Annotated in this window: 1 protein-coding gene; it reads left to right on the top strand. The window is 64.0% G+C overall.

Annotated elements, in window-relative coordinates; all coding sequences use genetic code 11:
• The coding region (locus tag DH08_RS30090; RefSeq protein WP_192182889.1) for a transposase at positions 1–459 on the top strand (459 nt) is incomplete at its 5' end.
• Positions 460–489: the final 30 nt, after the last annotated feature.

The raw sequence follows: 489 nt of genomic DNA, 5'->3' as shown, positions 1-489 counted from the left end.
GAGATCGCCAAGCTGTCCTCGCACATCGAGCACGCCGTCGCCCAATTGCCCGACGGCAGGATCGTCATGTCGTTCCCGCGCGCAGGCCGCATTTGCGCCGCCCAGATCCTCGCTGAACTCGGCGACGTGCGCGAGCGCTTCCAGACGCAGGACCAACTTGCCGCCGAGGCCGGCGTCTGTCCCGTGACCCACGCCTCCGGCAAAAGCCGAGGCGTTGTGTTCCGATGGGCCTGCAACAAGAACCTGAGATTGGCGCTCACCTGCTTTGCCGACAACTCCCGTCACGCCTCCGCCTGGGCCGCGGCCGTCTATCGCAAAGCCCGTGACCGTGGCTGCAAGCACCCGCACGCTGTTCGAATTCTCGCCCGAGCTTGGCTTCGAGTGCTCTGGAGGGCGTGGCGCAACAAGGCGCTCTACGACCCTCAACAGCATCGCGCGGCCATCAAAATCACAGCCTGAAAAATTAAGGCTGGACACAGGGTGTCTCAT

The organism is Mesorhizobium amorphae (assembly GCF_014843845.1).
Classification (GTDB): domain Bacteria; phylum Pseudomonadota; class Alphaproteobacteria; order Rhizobiales; family Rhizobiaceae; genus Mesorhizobium; species Mesorhizobium amorphae_A.
Note: the sequence above shows the minus strand (reverse complement) of the source record. Positions and strands in the feature narration are given on the sequence as shown.